Below are 19,869 nucleotides of genomic sequence, written 5' to 3' on the forward strand. Positions count from 1 at the left end.
GTATAATGTATGCCATAAATATTTTTAAAGGAGGAAAACATAGTGAGTTTGTTACATATTGCGGTCATTTTACCGTTAATATTTGCACTCATTATTCCAATCCTTTATCGATTCTCTAAGAAGATTCATTTAGGTTGGTTTGTATTACCTATTCCTGTTGTCTTATTTATTTATTTTATATCTCTTATATCGACTACTCAGTCAGGTAATACAGTAATAAATACGTTAAATTGGATGCCACATATCGGTATGAACTTTGATTTATATCTAGATGGCTTAAGTATATTGTTTAGTTTACTCATTACCGGTATCGGTAGTTTAGTCGTACTATATTCTATCGGCTACCTTAGTAAATCCGAACAACTCGGAAATTTTTACTGTTATTTATTACTATTCATGGGTGCAATGTTGGGAGTTGTACTCTCAGATAACTTAATCATTTTATATCTATTTTGGGAGTTAACATCATTTTCAAGTTTCTTACTCATCTCATTTTGGAGAGAGAAACAAGCCTCTATCTACGGTGCTCAGAAATCACTTATCATTACCGTATTTGGAGGACTGAGTCTACTCGGTGGCTTCATCCTTATTTCTTTAGCCGGAAATTCTTTAAGCCTCCATCATTTACTTGAACATGCGTCCGAAATACAGCATAGTCCAATATTCACTTTAGCAATGATTTTAATCATGCTAGGTGCATTTACTAAATCTGCGCAAGTACCATTTTATATTTGGTTACCCGATGCAATGGAAGCACCAACACCAGTCAGTGCCTACTTGCACTCAGCAACAATGGTTAAAGCTGGATTATATTTAGTAGCACGTGTTACCCCACTATTTGCCATTTCACAAGGTTGGATATGGACGATCACGTTAGTTGGGCTTATCACGTTATTCTGGGCTTCATTAAATGCAACGAAACAACAAGACCTTAAAGGTATCTTGGCTTTCTCTACCGTTTCTCAACTCGGCATGATTATGTCTATGTTAGGTATTGGAGCAGTGAGCTATCATTTTGAAGGTAGTCAAAGTCAACTTTATGTAGCTGCATTCACTGCTGCTGTATTTCACTTAATTAACCATGCTACATTTAAGGGCGCTTTATTCATGGTTACTGGTGCCGTTGATCATGCGACAGGCACACGTGATGTGAAGAAATTAGGCGGTTTACTTACAATTATGCCTATTTCATTTACGATTACAGTCATCACAGCCTTAAGTATGGCTGGTGTTCCACCGTTCAACGGGTTCTTATCTAAAGAGAAATTTTTAGAAGCAATGATTGAAGTTTCTCATGCGCAAATTTTTAGCCTTAATACATTAGGTATAATCTTCCCGATTTTAGCTATTGTAGGTAGTATTTTCACTTTCGTGTATTCGATTAAATTCGTCTTACATATATTTTTCGGTCAGCACAAACCGAATGCATTACCTAAGAAAGCGCATGAAGTTTCACTATTAATGCTAATTTCTCCAAGTATTTTAGCTATTTTGGTTATTGTTTTCGGATTTGCGCCTGGTTTATTGACGCAAACTATTATTGAACCAGCCACATTAGCGATTAGTAACTTATCAAATACACACGCTGAGTTCCATATGTTCCACGGTATTACCCCTGCTTTCATTTCAACATTAACTATTTGGATTGTAGGGATATTACTATTACTTACATTTGGTTATTGGATTCGATTATTACAAGCTCAGCCAACGAAACTAACATTTAACCATTGGTACGACTCTACTGGAAAATGGTTACCAACAACGTCAGCGAAAATGACAAATAGTTATGTAAATGGATACGTGAGAGATAGTTTAGTGATTATATTTGGCATGTTAATTTTAATGACGATTGTAACGCTATTCAGCGTACCATTTAGTTTTAACTTTAAAGATATTAATAACATTCATATTTATGAAATTGTCATTCTTCTTATCTTAATAATGGCATCATTCATGATAATATTAGCATCATCTCGTTTATTCAGTATTATCATGCTAAGTGTAGTTGGTTATTCAGTATCTGTGCTATTTGTCTTTTTCAAAGCACCAGATTTAGCATTGACACAATTTGTCGTAGAATCTATTTCTACTGGTTTATTCTTATTATGTTTCTATCATTTACCAAACTTAAATCGTTACAATGAAAAACCGTCTTTTAAAATGACCAATGCTATTATTTCAATTGGTGTAGGTTTAGTCGTGATTGTATTAGGTTTAATTGCATATGGTAATCGCCATTTCAATTCTATCGGTGAATACTACAAAGCACATGTTTATGATTTAGCACATGGTAAGAATATGGTGAACGTCATCCTAGTTGATTTCCGTGGTATGGATACATTATTCGAATCATCTGTACTAGGTATCGCTGGTTTAGGTGTTTATACCATGATCAAATTACGCAGTAAACATAAAGCAAGTGAGGTGAAACGCGATGAATAGACAGAAAAATAATTTAATGTTCCAATACGCAGCTGTCATTATCGCTTTTCTTATCGCTTTATTTGGTATGAGTTTATTCTTCGCAGGACACTATACACCAGGTGGTGGCTTCGTCGGCGGGTTATTACTTTCAAGTGCCTTAACGATTATTGCAATTGCGTTTGATATTAAAACGATGCGCAAAGTATTCCCTTGGGATTTTAAAATATTAATAGGTATCGGCCTGTTGTTTTGTGTAGGTACACCTATTGCAAGTTGGTTCTATGGAGAGAACTTTTTCACGCATACAGAATTCAACATCCCGTTGCCCCTACTTCAACCTATGCATATGAATACGCCAATGTTTTTTGACTTTGGGGTAATGTGTGCAGTAATCGGCACAGTCATGACAATTATTATAACGATTGGAGAGAACGAATAGTGGAAATTATCATGATTATTGTATGTGGCATTCTCACAGCAATTAGTGTCTATCTCGTTTTATCTAAAAGTTTGATACGAATTGTTATGGGGACCACATTAATCACACATGCATCAAATTTATTTTTAATTACAATGGGTGGATTAAAACATGGTGAAATGCCTATTCATGAACAAGGTATTTCTCAATATGTAGATCCTATCCCTCATGCCTTAATACTTACAGCAATTGTTATTGCCTTTGCAACTACAGCTTTCTTTTTAGTTTTAGCCTTTAGAACGTACAAAGTATTAGGTACAGACAACGTAGAACTAATGAAAGGAGTACCTGAAGATGATGGTAAATAATTTAGTAGTCCTGACATTAGTTGTACCTATTATCACTGCGATCATACTCATCTTTCTAGGTGAACGTATTCAAGCTAAACGTTATATCACATTAATTGGATTAGCTTTAACTTTAACTGTGGCAATCATTAATTTAATCAGTGTCATTAAATATGGCCCTCTTAAAGTAGAATTAGGTTCATGGCCAGCACCTTACGGCATTATCTTCTTATTAGATTCATTTAGTGCCATGCTTATTGTAACGAGCATTATCATTACAATTCTTATTACAGCTTATTCAATAACGACAGCTGGCATTGATAGAGAACGCTATTATTTTCATTTTTCGATAACATTTATGCTTGTTGGAATCATTGGAGCATTTACGACTGGAGATATATTTAACCTCTTCGTATTCTTTGAAGTATTCCTTATGTCTTCTTATGCTCTACTTGTATTAGGAGGTACAAGAATACAGTTACGTGAAACGGTGAAATATTTACTCGTTAATATCGTGACATCAACATTTTTTGTTATTGCAGTAGGTCTTTTGTATTCCGTTGTAGGCACATTAAATATGGCAGACATCAGTGATAAACTTGCTCAACTTAATCATACACATAGTGGTCTTTTAAGTATTGTCTTTATTTTATTTATATTTGTATTTGCAACAAAAGCTGGTGCATTTCCAATGTATATCTGGTTACCAGGTTCATACTATGCGCCACCGTTTGCGATTATCGCTTTCTTTGGTGCTTTATTAACTAAAGTCGGTGTCTATGCCATTGCAAGAACACTCAGCTTATTTTTCCAAAACACTATCAGCTTTTCACACTACACCATTTTATTCTTAGCGCTTCTAACAATTATCTTTGGATCAGTTGGCGCTATCGCATATTATGATACTAAAAAAATTATTATCTATAATATTATGATTGCAGTTGGCGTTATTTTAGTTGGTGTAGCAATGATGAACCAAGCTGGAATTATTGGTGCAATTTACTACACTTTACATGATATGTTGGTAAAAACTGCTTTATTTTTACTAATCGGTGTGATGTATCAAATCACTAAATCGACAAATTTAAAAGAGTTTGGTGGTTTAATTAAAACGTATCCTGTTCTTGGGTGGTCATTCTTTATTGCTGCTCTAAGCTTAGCAGGTATCCCACCGTTAAGTGGTTTTTATGGGAAATATTATATTGTGCAGGCTACGTTTGAAAAAGGATTCTACGTTAGCGGCATTATCGTATTATTATCAAGTTTAGTCGTACTTTATTCAGTAATTCGTATATTTTTACAAGGTTTCTTCGGAGAACCTAAAGGTTATAATGTAAATCAAAAATTAAATGTTAACTATCCGGCAACTATTTCAATTATAGCCGTGGTTATCACTGTATTATTTGGTTTATCTGCCGACTTTTTATATCCATTAATATCAGAAGCAGCCAAATCATTCTATGATCCTAGCGTTTATATTCATAGTGTATTAGGAGGTAGATAATGATGGCCATTCAAATTACATTAAATTTTCTTTTAGCATTCATTTGGTTATTTCTAAGTGGAAGTTACACATTAAATAATCTATTACTAGGCTTTTTACTCGGTTTAGGAATTGTTTACTTATTTAATAAAGCGTTACCTGGCAAATTTTATTTAATTAGAGTTTATAAAATTATCAAGCTTATTGTTGTCTTTCTCATAGAATTAATTAAAGCTAATATTGATGTATTAAAGATTGTGTTACGACCTAAACTACAAAATCAACCTGGCTTTTTTACTTATCACACTGATTTAAAGACAGATTGGCAAATTGTGCTATTATCTAATTTAATCACACTTACGCCAGGAACAGTCGTATTAGGAATCAGCGACGATAGAACTAAGATTTACATCCATGCGATTGATTTTAGTACGAAAGAAGAAGAGGTTGAAGGAATTAAATCATCCCTTGAAAAAGTGGTTAGAGAGGTGGGCGAAGACTAATGGTAAAACTCATTATGCTAATTGCACTCATCATTGTAGTACTTTCTATGTTAGCTATGTTTATTCGCATTATTAAAGGCCCTACTTTAGCTGATAGAATTTTAGCGCTTGATGCCGTAGGTTTACAATTAATGGCATGCGTCGCATTATACAGTATTTTCATTGGCGCTCAATATTTACTTGTAACCATTTTATTAATTGGGATCTTAGCATTTTTAGGGACAGCAGTATTTTCAAAATATATAGATAAAGGTAAGGTGATTGAGCATGATAGCAACCATCATGATTAGCTTATCCATTCTATTTGTTATTGCTGGCGCATTAATCAGTGTTGTTACTGCTATTGGCATGATACGTTTAAAAGATATATATTCACGTGGACATGCTGCAGGTAAATCGGCAACATTAGGTGCTATGTTCTTACTATTTGGTACTTTCTTATACTTTATTGGTACTGAAAAATATATAAATATGCAATTAATCTTCGGTATTATCTTTATTTTTGTTACCGGCCCTCTTTCAAGTCATTTAATTATGAGAGCCGCTTATAATAATAAAACGCCCTATACTAAAGATACTAAAATTGACGATCTCAAAGATGAATTTAAAGACAAGAAAATATAATATAGCACTAAAGCTCTAGTCGAATGATTTTTCGACTAGAGTTTTTTAGTTATTGTCTTCTAAAATTATGTATGCTATTATAAATCGTAATAATTACGTTTTAAAAGAAAGAAGTGTTCTTATGCATTGGACTATTATCGGCGGTGGCATTCAAGGGACAACTATTGCAATTAAATTACGTGAAGCAGGCCTCCCAATTGATAATTTAACAATTATTGATCCTTATTCATCTTTGTGTGAACAATTTAATGATTTCACTCATAGAATTAGTATGCCCTTTTTACGCTCACCTATCGTACATCATATTCATCCTAATCCATTTCACTTAAAGCAATTTGCGAAGTGTCATCAATACACAAATGCCACATACGGTCGCTATCAACGTCCTCAAACAGATATGTTTATGCATCATGTTCATGAACTAGTGCATCGCTATCGTTTAAATGATAGCCACCTCCAAGGCTACGTGAATCAGATTAGGCGCACTGGTTCACAATGGAGAATTTATTTATCTAATGCTCAAGTTTTACATACAGATTGTATAGTTTTGGCTCAAGGTTGTAATCATAAACCTTATATTCCTTCTATTTTTGAAAATGAAAGCAATGTTTGCCACATTTTTAAAAAAGAATTTAATCCAACTATGTATGAGCAAAGTTCACATGTTGTTGGAAGTGGTATTTCAGCAGCTCATTTAACACTTAAATTATTGAACCAATCACCCGACAAAATCGTTCATCTGTGGTTGAATAAAGACATTGATATTCAACACTTTGATGCAGATCCAGCATGGTTAGGACCTAAAAATATGGGGCCATTCTTGGAAATAACCTCCTCGAAAAAACGAATGGAAATCATTTCTGAGGCGCGTCACAAAGGTTCAATGCCTCACGAATTGTATTTACGTTTGAAAAAGCATGTTCAAAACGGACGTTTAATCATCCATCACGATAAGATTTTAAAACTTGAAAATCATCAAATTATTACAGAAACATTGGCAGCACCTTATGACTTCATTCTATTAGCGACAGGTTTCGAAGCTACATTAATGAAACAAAATATGATTCAATCATTAATTCAACATGAACAAGCACCACTTACACAATGTGGTTTACCCGCTATTACTTCTGACTTAGAATGGTTGCCTCAACTATTTGTAGCTGGAGGTTTGGCCGATTTAGAATTAGGACCATTTGCGCGAAATATCATGGGTGGCAGAGAAGCATCTCAACGAATCCACAACGTTTTTCAAAAATTAAATTATTCTAAAAATAAATTTGCATAAAAGAAAAGGGAGCAGAACAGAAATTAAAATAATTTCGTCGTTCTGCCCCGGCAAGGATGACTAGGTTTGAAAAAAGCTTGCTTTAAGCGCATTTTCAAATCAGTCAGCTACTGCCATAATACTAATTAAGGCTGAGACATTTTATTTTGTCTCAGCCACTTTTTAATATCGTATTATTTATTTTTTAAAGGTTTAATGCCAATAGTTCCTCGCATTATACTAATCAATTGGTCATCATCACTTTTAATTTCAATATTCCAAACTTGGGTTGTACTCCCTTGATGAATAATTGTAGCCGTTGCAATTACTCGTCCTTCTTTTACAGAACGAATATGATTCGCATTCATTTCCAAGCCTAATGGGATATAGTGATTGGTATCAACTAAATTTGCTGCACCGATGGAACATGCTGTTTCACCTAGTGCAATCGTCGCCCCACCATGCAAATAACCAAATGGTTGCTTCACCTTATCTGTGACAGGCATAGAGATTACAACTTTACCGTTAGTTGTTTCTTCAATCTTCATTTCAAAGGTTTCTAATAAATTGGTCACCTATTTCACCTCATTTACACCTATAATACCATAGCTGCAATAGTACCAAAAATCATTAAAGGTACATTGTAGAAGATGAAGTTCGGAATACATGTATCTCTTATGTGATCATGTTGACCATCTACTGCTAACCCTGCAGTTGGTCCTAATGTCGAATCACTTGCTGGTGAACCAGAATCTCCTAATGCACTAGCTGTACCTACTAGTGCAATTAATGCCATGCTATCTAAACCAAGTGAATCACCCAATGGAATAAATAACGTCGCAATGATTGGTATAGTAGCGAATGATGAACCGATACCTAATGTCACAATTAAACCAATAATATACATAGCAATGATGCTAATTAATTTATGTCCACTCGTAATTTCCGTTAAACTACTCACTAATTTTTGAATATCACCAGTAGCATTCATTACACCAGCGAAACCATTTGCTGATAGAATGACGACACCAATAAATGACATAATCTTAATACCTTCAACAAACTGACTATCTAATTCATTCCATTTATACACGCCAGAAATAAAGAAGACAAGTACCCCTGCTAATGCACCAAATATCATTGAATCTGTAAATGTTTGTACTAAAAAGGTAGCTAATATAGCTACGACTGTTACCACTAACACATATGGTCTCACTTCAGTTACTGTATCCTCATTTTCAACATAAGTTTCTGACTTATAATCACGAGGTTTACGATAAACAATCATACCTAAGATTAAACCTACGATATAACCCATAGATGGAATTAGCATCGCTTTCCAAATCATATTAAATTCGATAGGGTGATGTGCTTTTTGGAAGCCACTTTGAATAATTTGGTGGAAAATTTGACCAAACCCATAAGGTAGTAAAACATAAGGCCAACATAATCCGAATCCTATTACCAAGCCAATTAATCGTCTATCAATTTTCAAATCATTAAAGAGACTAATAAGTGGCGGAATTACAATAGGAATAAAAGCAATATGTACTGGAATTAAGTTCTGACTCATAATACTCATTGCAAGAAGTGCAACAATAATAATAACTTTGACTTTAACTCTTGAAAGTCGACTATTCTCAGTGTGAATCGCACGTATAATTTTGTTAACAAGGTAATCTGTTATCCCACTATATGAGATAAGTGCTGCGAAACCACCCAATAAAGCATAGCTTAGCGCTACTTCTGATCCGTCTACAATATTCTTACCAAAAATGCTAATCACTTTATTTAAACTCATACCTGAAATCAGTCCACCCACTAGTGAACTTATAAATAAACTAATCACAACATTAAGTCTACACAGGCATAAGATGATCATTAAAATGACAGCAATCACTACTGCATTTAACATAACTCCCACATCCTTTAATACTCTACCGAACTAAAGCGAAATATTATGTGATTTATCATACCAAGTTGTCTTATCATTGTCAATATATGTTTTTGAGATGCTTTCCAATAAAAAATAAAAAGCCAAAGCTAATTAAAGTTAGCTTTGGTTCTTTATCTTATATTTAATTTGCCTTTAATCAAACGATACTTTATTGACGTAACCAATTAACTACTGTCGTTATCATACTGCCAGTTGGACCTTTAGGCCCTTTGTAACTACTTATGTTAGTCGTTGCTGGTCCAGCAATATCAAAATGAATATGTGGTGTTTCGCCACTAAAGTGTGTTACAAATGTTGCAGCAAATAATGCTTTTCCTTGGCCATTCGTGTGGTTAACTAAATCTGCCACATCAGAATTACGAATTAAGCGCTGTTCAGTGCTAGTGATTGGCAATTCAAAAGCAAATTCATCTACTGCTTTAGCACTCGCTAATATATTTTGAATATCATTATTCGCATTTGAATTTAATAATGCTGCTTTATCTTCCCCTAATGCAGCCACTGCAGCGCCTGTTAGTGTAGCAAAATCTAAAATAATGCTTGGTTTGAATTGATTTGCATAAAAAACAGCATCTCCTAAAACTAAACGACCTTCCGCATCACTATTTAGCATTTCCACTGTTTCTCCACTAAGTGCTGTGAACACATCATCAGGTTTCATTGCATTATGATTAATCATATTTTCAGCAGATGCAATCACACCCACGATATTAATAGGAAGTTCTAATCGTGACGCTGCCTCAATCATTCCTACGACATTCGCTGCGCCACACATATCAAATTTCATCGTTTGCATGCCCATTTTAGATTTAATACTGTAACCACCTGAATCGTAAGTAATACCTTTGCCGACTAATGCTACAGGAGATGCATCGCTTTGAGCACCATTATACGTTAAAGTAATAACTCTTGGTTGGTTCTCAGAGCCTTTTCCTACTGCATGAATTAAGCCAAAGCCTTCTGCTAATAACGTTTCACCATCTTTAATGTCTATTTCAACTTTACTTTCTGCAAAGTGATCTTCAATTTGTTCTGCAAAATATGCTGGCGTTAAAATATTAGGAGGCATATTACTGAAATCACGGGCTAGATTAACAGATTGACCTACTATTACACCCTTTTCAATTTCTGAGACTAAATTTTCATTCTCTGAAATGATATTTAAATCTAGTTGATAAGGCGCAGATTTATTTGATTTATAATTATCAAATACATAAATGGCTTGTTCACTTTGTAATCCAAAGACTTCCGCCACTTTCTCTTGCGTCACCTCTTTTGAAATGAACGTCTCAAAGAGTACATCTGCGTCCGTTACACCCTCTTCTTTTAAAAATTGAAACAAATGACCGAACGCTTTCAATAATTCTGCATAATTAAGTGATTTCAAATTACCTAACCCAACAGTTATTAAACGTTTAGAGCCATTTTCAAGTGTTATAAGCGTCGAGGAAACTTTACCTAACGTGCTTCCTATAAGATGCTGATGGCGATATGTATCAATACATTGCGTTAAATCTTCATTATTATAATTAATCGTACCTAATTGATTAATGTGATCTGGCAAACCTAAGATTAGAACTTCTGCCTGTTTTAAATCGTTGTTGTTATTAAAATTGACCATTGATTACTCACATCCTTATAAATTTCAAAAAAAGCCTCTTGCTGAGTCGCAAGAGGCTTCTTATTATAGATTTAAAATGTCAGCTTAGAATTTACCTTTTTTGAATGCTAAGCCTACGCCACCGATTTTGAATACTGCACGAGTATCAATAACTTTTTTCATGAATGCAGCTTTTTTACCAGTAATATCTCTACCGTAAACAATACCTACACCATCATGAGAACCTAATGAACATACAGTACCACGATCTACATATTCAAAGTCAGTTGCAGCTTGACCATTTAAGATATTTTTAATGTTTTTAGCAACGTGTTCACCTTGTTGCATAGCAATTTGAGCTGTAGTTGGTAATGGGCGCTCTTCACCAGCTGGGATGAATGCAGAACAGTCACCAATTACGAAGATATCATCATGACCTTCGATTGTTAAATCTTGTTTATTGATGATACGGCCACGTTTAACGCCTTCGAATGATTCTTCCATTAATTTGCTACCACGAACACCAGCAGCCCATACAGCAGTACCAGCTTCTAATTGTTGTTCTTGATCGTTTACTTTAACTACGAAACCTTTTTCGTTACAAGCAACGATTGGAGTAGCGATTTTGAATTCAACGCCACGATCTTCTAAGTAGTTTACAGCATAGTTTACTAATTCATCAGAGAACATTGGTAACATTTTAGGAGCAGCTTCAACACAAGTAATTCTTACTTTGTTTTGATCTACACCATATTTATTACATAATTCTGGAATTCTTTCAGTTAATTCACCTAAGAATTCGATACCTGTGAATCCAGCACCACCAACTAAGATAGCTAAATCTTTATCGTCTTTTTCTTTTGAAGCTGCATAGTTAGCAAATTTATCTTCAATGTGACGAGATAATTTACGAGCAGTTTCGATATTTTCGATTTGGAATGCATGGTCTTTCATACCATTGATACCAAATGTTTCGCTTTCGAAACCTAAAGCTACTACTAAAATATCGTAATCGTAGATACCGTGATTAGTTTCTACTTTTTTAGCATTACGGTCGATTTTAGTTACTTCAGCGTTGATAAATTTAACTTTATCTTCTTTAATAACACTTTCGATTGGATAGATTAAATCTTCATAATTTAATGTACCAGCTGAAGCTTCATGTAACCAAGTTGCTTCATAGTGATATTTATTTTTGTTGATTAAAGTGATCTCCGCTTCATCAGCAGAAAGTTCTTTTTGTAATTTAGTTACTGTTTGTAAACCAGCATAACCAGCACCTAAAACAAGTACTTTTTTACGATCTTGAGCCATTTCATTCACCTAAGCTTTCATTAGTATTTTCTTAAATGTAGATAAAGGCTACAAATTTCAGAACATAACAAAGTTCAAATCTCTCATAACACTTTCAAAATTATATGCGAGTCTGATTACTCATATGAAACTTTGCACTTAACCTAACTGTTCATCCCCATTTATAGTCCTAATCAACACTTTTATCTTCAATTATGTTTTTTATGAACTTTCATTCACAAAAAAGACAAAGTTCAATCCATATTTAATTCTATAGCTTTTACACTACATTTTCAAGCGACAACAAGACTATACTTTAAATAATTGCATATAAATTTTAAAATTATAATTCTAGAACTCTTTTAAAAATTTTCTCTACATTTTTCAAATAAATAATTACAACTATTTTAATATTTAAAGTATAAAGACTGAAAGAAAAAACCTTATTAATCAAGGAAACGAAATGGGTAACGAAAGGATTTTACTTGTAATCTGAATTAGCAATTTTCAGGATTTCCAGCAACCTTCGCAGTTCTAAATGAACTACCACAGCCACATGAAGCAATAGCATTTGGATTATCAATTTGGAAACCGCCACCCATTAACGATTGTTTAAAATCAATTGTCGTACCATTGAGTACTGGCGCATCATATTTATCTACTAGAACTTTTAAACCGTAAAATTCTAACACCTCATCATTATCTCCCGGTTGTTCTTCAGCAGACATACCATAAGTTAAACCAGTGCATCCTCCACCGTTTACTTTAATTTTTAAATAGCCGTCTTCCATATCATTGCTTTTTAACATATCTTTAACTTCATATGCTGCAGATTCTGTTAATGTTACAGTTGGCATCATGAATTCCTCCTATAATAAGTTTGTAAAATCATTTTCTTCAATATGTTTATAAATATTATTCAATAAATCTTCCGGTGTATCACCTTCAACAGTATCACCATCGACTAATGCATACAACCCACATGAACAAACGCCACAGTTGTTTAAACATCCATATTCTAATACATCTACATCTGGGTCGTTTTCTAATTTATCGTAAACGTAGTCTCCGCCTTTGGCCATATTCGAAATACAGAACTCGACTAATGGAAACATACTTCACCTTCTTCTTCATTTTTAATTATATTATTATAACAAATCAATCGTTTCACTGCATTGTCCTAGCTCAATAATCTTATATATTTAAATTGGAACTTCGTTATTATCAGGAATACTGGTCAATTGTTTGTATCATGCATTTGATTGTAGTCATTTTGAAAAACATATATAATAAAATTATACATAAATCGAGTATTTTATTGTAAGGGGCAATAAATACTAACGATTGCGTAATCTACCGCATTTGCCATTTATTCAACACATTCAGAGGTAAATAGAAATTTAATATTTTACGGAAATTAAATTATATATAAAGGGGTATAGCATATGAAAAATTTAGTATTGCTCGGTGGCGGCTATGGAAATATGCGTATTATGTCACGTATTCTTCCAGATGGTCTTCCACAAGATTACACATTAACACTTATTGATCGCATGCCATTCCACGGTTTGAAACCAGAATTTTACGCTTTAGCGGCAGGCACAAAATCTGATAATGATGTGCGCATGAACTTTCCAGATTCTGATCGAATTCATACAATTTACGGGGAAATTAATGAAATCGATTTAGAAAGTCAAATTGTGTCAGTTGGAAACACTAAAGTCGATTATGACGAATTAGTGATTGGCTTAGGTTGTGAAGACAAATATCATAACGTTCCAGGTGCTGAAGAATACACACACAGTATTCAAACATTATCTAAAGCACGCAAAACTTTCCATAGTATTAGTGAATTACCTAAAGGCGCCAGAGTGGGCATCGTAGGCGCTGGATTAAGCGGCATTGAATTGGCTAGTGAATTACGTGAAAGTCGCGAAGATTTAGAAGTCATTTTATATGACCGTGGCGAACGTATTTTAAGAAATTTTCCTGAAAAATTAAGTAACTATATTGCAAAATGGTTCCGCGAAAATAATGTTAAAGTAGTTCCAAATTCACTTATTGATAAAGTTGAACCTGGTAAAATCTATAACGGTGGCACACCAGAAGAAGTCGACTTAGTAGTGTGGACAGCTGGTATTCAACCAGTTGAAATTGTAAGAAATTTACCAATTGATATTAATCAAAGTGGTCGCGTGATTATTAACCAATATCATCAAGTGCCTACATATAAAAATGTATACGTTGTAGGAGATTGTGCCGACTTACCACATGCGCCGAGTGCGCAATTAGCCGAAGTTCAAGGCGACCAAATTGCAGAAGTACTAAAAAAACAGTGGAATAATGAGGCACTACCTGAAAAAATGCCAGAACTTAAAGTGCAAGGTTTCTTAGGCTCATTAGGTGAGAAAAAAGGTTTCGCATATATCATGGATCGCACCGTTACAGGTCGTTTAGCTCACATCCTTAAATCAGGCGTACTGTGGTTATATAAATATCATAATGGTTAAGTATAAAATATAGCGCAATTCTCATTCATTATTGAATGAGAATTGCGCTTTTTATCTAATTATTCATTGTCTTTATTTGCGAAATGTTTATCAACAAAATTTGTAATTTGTTTCGTTTGAATGTATCCATCTGCTACATATTCATCGTTCATAGTGATTAATGGATAGAAGAGTTCATCTTCTTCAATTTGCTCGATATATTGTTGATCATGATCGCTAAGATTTTCAGTTTCATTTTGAAAATCAATATACGTATATTCAAAATTAATATCTGGATATTTACGCTCTAGTAATGGTTTTAACCACTCGTAAGTATTTTTAGAAGTTGGTGCATTCACACAACTTGCACAGACCACATCTGCACCATATACAACAACACTCACTTTAGTCATACTCAAATCCCCCGTTTTGTTTTATAGATTTTTCTTTCTTTATCCATTATAATAAATTAATAATGAAAATATGAAGTAATTTACTTGAAAGGAGACATATCTCATGCCAACTGAGAATGCAACAATGTTTGATCAAGTAGCTGAAGTTATTGAACGTTTACGTCCTTTTTTATTACGTGACGGTGGAGACTGTACATTAGTAGATGTTGAAGACGGCATCGTGAAACTACAATTACACGGGGCTTGTGGGACTTGTCCAAGCTCAACAATCACATTAAAAGCTGGTATTGAACGTGCATTACACGAAGAAGTTCCAGGCGTTATCGAAGTAGAACAAGTCTTCTAAAACGCCTCATATATAATTAAAAGTCATAGGAAAGCGCATCTGCCTCTCCTATGACTTTTTTTATTTTATAAATGCTAAAAAATGAAAAGACATTCTAAAGATAAACTGCAAATGTGGTTATATTAGGAATGATTTAATGAACTTAAGTGCTTACACACTTAAGTAAGTAGTTCTAAGATGAATAACGAATGACGTTGCGCGACTCTTGGTGTTTTTTATATTGAACACAAGTGCAACTGCACTTGTGTAAGACGTTCTAAGATAGATAACGAAACGTAGTTGAGTGCGGGGCCCCAGCACAAAGACTTTCGCATAGAAAGTCTACAAACAAAGCAAGCTGGGGGAGGAACGTAAGTGTTCTAATACTTGCGTAAGTAGTTCTAAGGTAGATTACGAAGTGTAGTTGTGAAGACTCCTGGTGAAAAAGAACGAGCCTCAAGACTATAGGCTTGAGCCTTTCTCGCAAGAAAGCGTCGCAACAAAATGAGTAACATTCATCTAAGAACTGCTTTACACATATAGTATTTCGATAAAAAAGACTGCCAACAAAGTCAGAAACTTTGTCAGCAGTCTTTACTAATATATTTATTGTTATTAATTCTCTTGATGTTGATGATGATGTTCATCTTTAGACTTATCGTCTTGCATGTGTTGAGCAATATGTTGGTTCATATAACCCCAACCTTTCCAACCTACATGCACTACATCACTTAATACATATTTTTCATAGTCTTTATCAGACATATCGTAAACTTTACCACCATGATCAACTACAGTTTTATGAATCTTGTTATACACTGGTTCACGAGTTGAACGATGAATTCCTAAGTGATCATACCATTTACCATTAACTGGTAGAATGACGTATTGAACATCCGCACCAGCTTGATGCATCGTATCTACAAGTAATGATAAATCTTTAAACTCAGGAGAGTTCATCTTAAACTCATACTTACGATGGTTCATTGGTTTCTTCGTTGTTAACTGTTTCCAGTATTCATTACGAATACCATATTTATTAGAAGAGGAACGTTTCTCTCCTAATTTCTCACCTTTTTCACGCATAGTCTCCCAAGATACATTAGGTTCTGTAATAGGGTGAATATGCTCTAATGGCGATTTATCTAAAGAGAAATAAGATTTAATCGCTTCAATTTTAAGAAGTTGATTCTGTTTAAACTTGGAAACATATTGTCCTTTCACGTTTCCTGGATGTTTAACTTGTTCTTTTAAGTATGATTTATTTGAAGCACTTTTAAAATGTAATAAACGCTTAGCATAACGTTGCTTTAATTCTGCAGGCATTTCTTTTTGTTGAAAAATCTGTTCAATTTGATTTGCTGTTGTACGGGCTGCAAAATCTCTATCATTTACGCCATGTGTACTAAACCATTGGGGTGAAATGATGAAAGTCATTTTTTTACCTTTTAACTGGTCATATTGGCCAGCTAATTCTATCGCATTGATTAAATCTGTGTTTCCTCCTGTACCTACTAAGAATACAGGTTTTGTACCTTTTCTTTGATTTAAAGCAAGCGCTGGGTTAAACGGGTCTTGTTTGTTCAATTCACTTGAACCATAAATTGGATAATACTTGTCATTGCTAAACAGCTTATTTTGAATGAGCGTACCTTTAAGTACTTGATCTGTTAAAGACATTCTATTATCAGCGACCGTTTTATGTGTGACTAAACCAGTAAACCAGCTTGCTGGCATAAGCACAAAAGCTAAGAATAACAAGCCGCTAATAATAATAGGTAAAAATGGTTTTAATTTCATCGTAATTCTTCTAAAGCTTCAACAATTTTATTAGGAGTTGCCCACTCATCACGATCAAAGTCCATAATAGATACTTCAATACCTAATCTATTTTGAATTTCAAGTAATAAACCAACTGTTTGGAAAGAATCAATAATACCTTCTTCAAAGATTTCTACGTCTGGGTTTTCTTTAACAATATCGTTTTCCGCAACATCAGCTAATAAATCTAATACTTGTTCTCTAAATTCCATAATTAATTACTCCTTTTAAATTAATTTTCCTGAAAAGATTAAAAATCCAAATGCTACAAAATGGAACGTGATGATGATACTTAAAGCAGTAGTAAAACCATTTTGCCAACGTGGTGGGTGTTTCTTTCTCCAACGTTCATAGTATCCATAACCGATAAACATTAAGCCGTGATAGATACCATAAACAATATAAAATACTTCTAAACCATGCCACACACCCATGATAAAGAAGTTCAAGAAGAACGCAAAGTTAGACATCGCAAATTGGTTCTTCATTAATTTCTTACGTGACATATAGAATAATGTACGCATGTATACACAGTCTCTAAACCAGAATGATAATGACATATGCCATCTATTCCAGAAGTCTTTAATGTTACGTGCTTTAAACGGTTGTTTAAAGTTAGGTGGTGTATTAATACCGTACAAGTAACTCACAGCTACAGCAAATAAACTATAACCTGCAAAGTCAAAGAATAGATAGAAACTATACGCGTACATGTATAACCATTTATGTGTGAAACCGTGTAAGTTCATTGTTAATGGTTGAATTGCGTATACGTTAATTAAATACGCAATAATATATTTATATAGGAAACCAAGCATAATCATATGAATGGCTTTTAATACCATTTCTCTATACTGTTCTCCAGTTGGCACTTTTTTATCATCTTTAACGAATCGTTTATAACGGTCAATTGGCCCAGAAGATACCGTTGGGAAGAATGAAATAAATTGAATCAGTTTCCCTACTTTAATCTCTTTAATTGAACCGTCTCTAATTTCCATAATGAGTTGAATACTTTTGAAAGTAACGTAGGAAATCCCTAAGAATCCTACGAATTCAATTAATTTATGCTCATGGAAATGAATTTGATGTCCGCCTAACCATGAACTTTGTAAAACTTTAACAATCGCAAGCGGTAAAATAGATAAAATCATTACTATGACAAATTTACTAAATGTGTTGTTCTTTTGGCGTGATTTGTAATAACCCATAATTATCGCCACTTGCCAAATTAGATAAATGACAAAACTTAACAATTGAATACTTAGATATTTATTACCAAATAGGTTATGTTTATCTGAAGCAAAAATGATAACAATCATAATTGCTGTACTAATACCGTTATAGATATAACTTCGCTTACCTAAAAACCCGAGAATAATCACAGGTAAAAGTACAATGAACGCAATTAAGAAGAAGGTAAACGTACCATAAGGAATCATGCGTCAATATCCTTTGCAACTTGTTTACGATCTAGTTTCCCATTTGAAGTCAATGGAAGCTGTTCCATCCAAACAAATTTTCTCGGAATCATATATTCAGGTAAGCGAGATTTTAGCTCGGATTTAATTGCTCTTGTCATTTCTAAATCATTTTCCACTGCGTCAGTTGGTACGACTGCACCAACTAAATATACCACTTTGTCGTTTTTATAAATTGGTACAACCACTGTTTCTCTCACATATTGTGATTGACGTAATTGCGTTTCAATTTCTTCAAGTTCCATACGGTAACCGTTCAATTTAATTTGGAAATCAATACGACCTTGGATAAACCAATTGCCATCTTTTTCAACCGCCTTATCACCCGTATGATATGTGCGTATGCCATCTTCGAAATTGAATACCGCTTCTGTTTTTTCTTTATTTTTCAAATAGCCTAAACTTACGCTATTACCTTTAATTACAAGTTCACCTTCATCTGTGGTTGATAAAGATGTATTAGGTCTAGCCACACCAACAGGTAATGGATTATATTGTTCAAGAATTTCAGTCGTAATCTTGACACCAGTTACTGCAACAGTTGCTTCAGTAGGACCATAAGTATTGTAGATAACAGCATTTGGGTATCTATCCACTAACGCTTTAGCAGTTCTATGCGGTAAGATTTCTCCACAGAAGAAGAAATGATTTAAACTTGGATAATTATTTCCATTTAAGTTTGGAAGTAATAGACACATTTCCATAAATGAAGGTGTTGAGACCCATGCATTAATCGGTGTATTAACCAACATTTCATTTAATAATTTAGGTTTATTAATCATTTCTTTATCTACTAAGTTTAAAGTTCCACCTGAAGTTAAACATGGATAAATTGCCATTACAGATAAATCAAATGAGAAAGGTGCTTGATTAAGCCATTCTTGTGGTTCGTTTGATTCATTTAATGACACCATCCACTTAGCAAATTCTACTAAGCTAGCGTATTCAATTTGTACACCTTTAGGTTCACCAGTCGATCCAGAAGTAAAAATAGTGTATACCACATCATTCGGAGACATTTGACTATCAAAAATAGTTGGATTTTCTGATTGTTGAATATCATTAATAGTGATTTCTTGCTCTGAATGGTTTTCTAAAGTTTCTTCAGATGTATTTAAAATAAATTGTGGTTGGACTTTTTCAATAATCATTTGTACACGTTCTTGAGGTACAGATGTGTCAATTGGTACATAACCGCAACCAGCTTTAATTGCACCGATCATCCCTACTAACATATACGGTGACATATGACCATAAATAACCAATGGTTTTTGTGTATCTTGAAGTAAATGTGCTAACTTGCTTGATTCATCAATTAATTGTTGATACGTTAATTCATCTTCTTTATGTCTAATCGCTATACGGTCAGGATTTTTTTGACCAAAGTCATTAATTAAATTGATAATATCTGACATAATTTAACTCCT

Annotated in this window: 21 protein-coding genes; 10 read left to right on the top strand and 11 right to left on the bottom strand. The window is 33.9% G+C overall.

All coding sequences use genetic code 11. The features are described 5' to 3' along the window. The first annotated feature begins 42 nt into the window (after window positions 1-42). The 8 genes from MT340_RS09640 (at window position 43) to MT340_RS09675 (ending at window position 7,084) form a co-directional block, all read left to right on the top strand. Window positions 43-2,442, top strand: coding sequence for a Na+/H+ antiporter subunit A (locus MT340_RS09640; RefSeq protein ID WP_243589757.1), 2,400 nt, complete (start codon window positions 43-45; stop codon window positions 2,440-2,442). Next, window positions 2,435-2,863: a Na(+)/H(+) antiporter subunit B gene (locus MT340_RS09645; protein WP_243589758.1), complete on the top strand. Its 429-nt coding sequence runs from the start codon at window positions 2,435-2,437 to the stop codon at window positions 2,861-2,863. The genes MT340_RS09640 and MT340_RS09645 overlap by 8 nt, the downstream gene beginning before the upstream one ends. Continuing rightward, entirely contained in the window at window positions 2,863-3,210 is a 348-nt protein-coding gene (gene mnhC1, locus MT340_RS09650) for a Na+/H+ antiporter Mnh1 subunit C (protein WP_243589759.1), read from the top strand. Before MT340_RS09645 ends, mnhC1 begins: the two co-directional genes overlap by 1 nt. Next, window positions 3,197-4,693, top strand: coding sequence for a Na+/H+ antiporter subunit D (locus MT340_RS09655; protein WP_243589760.1), 1,497 nt, complete (start codon window positions 3,197-3,199; stop codon window positions 4,691-4,693). Before mnhC1 ends, MT340_RS09655 begins: the two co-directional genes overlap by 14 nt. Window positions 4,694-4,695: 2 nt before the next feature. Then, on the top strand, window positions 4,696-5,175 hold the full coding sequence (locus MT340_RS09660) for a Na+/H+ antiporter subunit E (protein ID WP_243590264.1): 480 nt from the start codon (window positions 4,696-4,698) through the stop codon (window positions 5,173-5,175). Continuing rightward, entirely contained in the window at window positions 5,175-5,465 is a 291-nt protein-coding gene (locus tag MT340_RS09665; RefSeq protein WP_243589761.1) for a Na(+)/H(+) antiporter subunit F1, read from the top strand. Before MT340_RS09660 ends, MT340_RS09665 begins: the two co-directional genes overlap by 1 nt. Next, window positions 5,443-5,799: a Na+/H+ antiporter subunit G1 gene (locus MT340_RS09670; RefSeq protein WP_243589762.1), complete on the top strand. Its 357-nt coding sequence runs from the start codon at window positions 5,443-5,445 to the stop codon at window positions 5,797-5,799. Before MT340_RS09665 ends, MT340_RS09670 begins: the two co-directional genes overlap by 23 nt. Before the next feature lie 121 nt (window positions 5,800-5,920). Next, the gene (locus MT340_RS09675; RefSeq protein ID WP_243589763.1) at window positions 5,921-7,084 is read left to right on the top strand and encodes an NAD(P)-binding domain-containing protein; all 1,164 of its coding nucleotides are present in this window, start codon (window positions 5,921-5,923) and stop codon (window positions 7,082-7,084) included. A 173-nt stretch (window positions 7,085-7,257) separates the two neighbouring features. Here MT340_RS09675 and MT340_RS09680 read toward each other — a convergent pair whose 3' ends face one another. From MT340_RS09680 to MT340_RS09705, 6 genes are all read right to left on the bottom strand, one after another. After that, window positions 7,258-7,638 carry a PaaI family thioesterase gene (locus tag MT340_RS09680; RefSeq protein WP_243589764.1) on the bottom strand — a complete coding sequence of 127 codons (381 nt, stop codon included), beginning with the start codon at window positions 7,636-7,638 and terminating at the stop codon, window positions 7,258-7,260. 20 nt (window positions 7,639-7,658) lie between these two features. Beyond that, window positions 7,659-8,978: a Na+/H+ antiporter family protein gene (locus tag MT340_RS09685; protein WP_243589765.1), complete on the bottom strand. Its 1,320-nt coding sequence runs from the start codon at window positions 8,976-8,978 to the stop codon at window positions 7,659-7,661. A gap of 190 nt (window positions 8,979-9,168) precedes the next feature. Further along, window positions 9,169-10,641 carry a M17 family metallopeptidase gene (locus MT340_RS09690; RefSeq protein ID WP_243589766.1) on the bottom strand — a complete coding sequence of 491 codons (1,473 nt, stop codon included), beginning with the start codon at window positions 10,639-10,641 and terminating at the stop codon, window positions 9,169-9,171. Between the two features lie 84 nt (window positions 10,642-10,725). Continuing rightward, a complete protein-coding gene (locus MT340_RS09695; RefSeq protein WP_243589767.1) occupies window positions 10,726-11,934 on the bottom strand; it encodes an NAD(P)/FAD-dependent oxidoreductase in 1,209 nt (402 codons plus the stop codon). A gap of 476 nt (window positions 11,935-12,410) precedes the next feature. Next, on the bottom strand, window positions 12,411-12,770 hold the full coding sequence (locus MT340_RS09700; RefSeq protein WP_243589768.1) for a HesB/IscA family protein: 360 nt from the start codon (window positions 12,768-12,770) through the stop codon (window positions 12,411-12,413). A gap of 12 nt (window positions 12,771-12,782) precedes the next feature. Further along, a complete protein-coding gene (locus MT340_RS09705; RefSeq protein WP_103297642.1) occupies window positions 12,783-13,028 on the bottom strand; it encodes a YuzB family protein in 246 nt (81 codons plus the stop codon). Between the two features lie 330 nt (window positions 13,029-13,358). Here MT340_RS09705 and MT340_RS09710 point away from each other — a divergent pair, with 330 nt between their 5' ends. Then, window positions 13,359-14,423, top strand: a complete 1,065-nt coding sequence (locus MT340_RS09710; protein ID WP_243589769.1) for an NAD(P)/FAD-dependent oxidoreductase — start codon at window positions 13,359-13,361, stop codon at window positions 14,421-14,423. 59 nt (window positions 14,424-14,482) lie between these two features. Here MT340_RS09710 and MT340_RS09715 read toward each other — a convergent pair whose 3' ends face one another. Beyond that, window positions 14,483-14,815: a YuzD family protein gene (locus MT340_RS09715; protein ID WP_103297644.1), complete on the bottom strand. Its 333-nt coding sequence runs from the start codon at window positions 14,813-14,815 to the stop codon at window positions 14,483-14,485. 103 nt (window positions 14,816-14,918) lie between these two features. Between MT340_RS09715 and MT340_RS09720 the strand changes: the two genes are divergently transcribed. Continuing rightward, window positions 14,919-15,161, top strand: coding sequence for a NifU family protein (locus tag MT340_RS09720; protein ID WP_002433501.1), 243 nt, complete (start codon window positions 14,919-14,921; stop codon window positions 15,159-15,161). 594 nt (window positions 15,162-15,755) lie between these two features. Here the strand turns inward: MT340_RS09720 and dltD are convergent. The 4 genes from dltD to dltA are packed head-to-tail and all read right to left on the bottom strand — an operon-like array spanning window position 15,756 to window position 19,857. Then, window positions 15,756-16,940 carry a D-alanyl-lipoteichoic acid biosynthesis protein DltD gene (dltD, locus tag MT340_RS09725; protein ID WP_243589770.1) on the bottom strand — a complete coding sequence of 395 codons (1,185 nt, stop codon included), beginning with the start codon at window positions 16,938-16,940 and terminating at the stop codon, window positions 15,756-15,758. Then, window positions 16,937-17,173, bottom strand: coding sequence for a D-alanine--poly(phosphoribitol) ligase subunit 2 (gene dltC, locus MT340_RS09730; protein ID WP_103297646.1), 237 nt, complete (start codon window positions 17,171-17,173; stop codon window positions 16,937-16,939). The genes dltD and dltC overlap by 4 nt, the downstream gene beginning before the upstream one ends. 15 nt (window positions 17,174-17,188) lie before the next feature. After that, window positions 17,189-18,403, bottom strand: coding sequence for a D-alanyl-lipoteichoic acid biosynthesis protein DltB (dltB, locus tag MT340_RS09735; RefSeq protein WP_243603825.1), 1,215 nt, complete (start codon window positions 18,401-18,403; stop codon window positions 17,189-17,191). Beyond that, a complete protein-coding gene (gene dltA / locus MT340_RS09740; RefSeq protein WP_243603826.1) occupies window positions 18,400-19,857 on the bottom strand; it encodes a D-alanine--poly(phosphoribitol) ligase subunit DltA in 1,458 nt (485 codons plus the stop codon). Before dltA ends, dltB begins: the two co-directional genes overlap by 4 nt. Window positions 19,858-19,869 lie beyond the last annotated feature (12 nt).

The organism is Staphylococcus sp. NRL 16/872, from assembly GCF_022815905.2.
Lineage (GTDB): Bacteria > Bacillota > Bacilli > Staphylococcales > Staphylococcaceae > Staphylococcus.